The organism is Oscillibacter sp. CU971 (assembly GCF_905219725.1).
In the GTDB taxonomy this organism is placed as follows: Bacteria; Bacillota; Clostridia; order Oscillospirales; family Oscillospiraceae; genus Oscillibacter.
On the sequence record NZ_CAJMXG010000460.1, the window covers coordinates 1 to 1,501 of the forward strand.

Below are 1,501 nucleotides of genomic sequence, written 5' to 3' on the forward strand. Positions count from 1 at the left end.
GGAGGGCGTGTTTGACGGCTGTGAATCATTGACCATTTACGGTTCCAGAGGCAGCTTTGCAGAAAGCTATGCGAAGGAAAATGAAATTCCCTTTTTAGCTGTTGAGTAAGGCCGCTGTCATGCGTATGAGGAATAAAATGGTTTTCCCTTTCTGACCTTGATTTCGCTCTGAGTCATGGATTTGTGTCCGCTCAGATTGCTTTTTAGCAAGTGGGGCCTGGAAAAGTACCCAGGCCCCGCCGCGAATTATCAGAGTGAGAGTTTGGAGGTTGTCCGGCAATGGAATTTGGCTACACGATCCCCCTGCAAAGGCACTTGAAAATAAAGCCGCCATCCTCAGCAGAAATAACGGCCCCATTCTTCTGCTGGGACGTCCACCTGCTGACCGTCCAAAAGCGGAGAGCGGCACTGGTAATGAACTGTGGCAGCCGGTACAGCCTCCTGTTCTACGGCATGAACCGGGCGGACTGGAAGCGTCTGCCGGATATGATACAAAGCGAGATCAGGGCGGCGATCCTGCGGGAAGGACTCTCAGAGTTTGAGGCCGTTCGGTATTTCACCTTGAGCGGACCGATGAGGATTTCCCGGCCCCATGGCCCGGAGTCTGTATCGGGACTGAATTGGGTCATGCGATTGCTGCTCCAACAGTTTTCTTTACTGGACGATAGCCGACTCTCTCAGCTCCAAATAGCGCATATTATGAATGACGAGATTTATCACGCGGCGGAGTTGTCCATGCGCGGAAGTCCCAGGGAGTTCTTCTTGATGGGATTTCGGTGCCTGTGAACATCCAAAGGCGGCAATTTTTTCATGACAGAGGATCGTTTGATATGAATTTCAATACTCCACTCTTGCGGGATCAAAAAGTAGACGTGGTGAAAACCGCCGCCATCTTGAATGTTGTACTGTGTCATGTGGCGGCTGCTCCGTTCTCCGGCGGCATAGTTGGAACCACGCCCTGGTACTCAGCCCTGCTTTGGGGAAGTCTCGCCCACGCATGCGTCCCGCTGTTTTTCATGGCCAGCGGAGCCCTGCTCTTAAAGCCGGAAAAGGAGCTGACGCTGAAAAAACTTTACACGAAAAATTTACCCAGGATATTGGCCGCCCTCTTCTTCTGGGCGCTTTGCTATAAGCTCGTTTCCCTGAAACTGATGGACAGCCTGACCCTCCCGGATGTGGTGGATGCGGCAAAGCATCTGCTGTTGTTCCACCACGAGGAACATTTTTACTATCTGCACATCACGATCCTGGCTTACGCCGCTTTACCCATTACGCGGCTGTTCGTCCAATATGCCGATCAACAGCTTATGAAATATGCGCTGGCCCTTTGGTTCCTGCTGGGCATTCTCTATCCAACGGTTCGGACGTTCTGGCCGTTTACGCTGCTGAGCGGAATCCCTGTTCAGTGGAGGATGAATATGACTTACGCCTCCATCGGCTATATGCTGCTGGGCCATTATCTGTCCGTCTATCATCCCCGGCCAAACCGAAGCAGTTCCGT

2 protein-coding genes are annotated in these 1,501 nt (G+C 52.2%); both read left to right on the forward strand.

The window, feature by feature from the left end:
• Positions 1-279: 279 nt before the first annotated feature.
• Positions 280-786, forward strand: a complete 507-nt coding sequence (locus tag JX325_RS16560; RefSeq protein WP_204792130.1) for a hypothetical protein — start codon at positions 280-282, stop codon at positions 784-786.
• Positions 787-830: 44 nt separating this feature from the next.
• The coding region (locus JX325_RS16565) for an acyltransferase (RefSeq protein WP_204792131.1) at positions 831-1,501 on the forward strand (671 nt) is incomplete at its 3' end.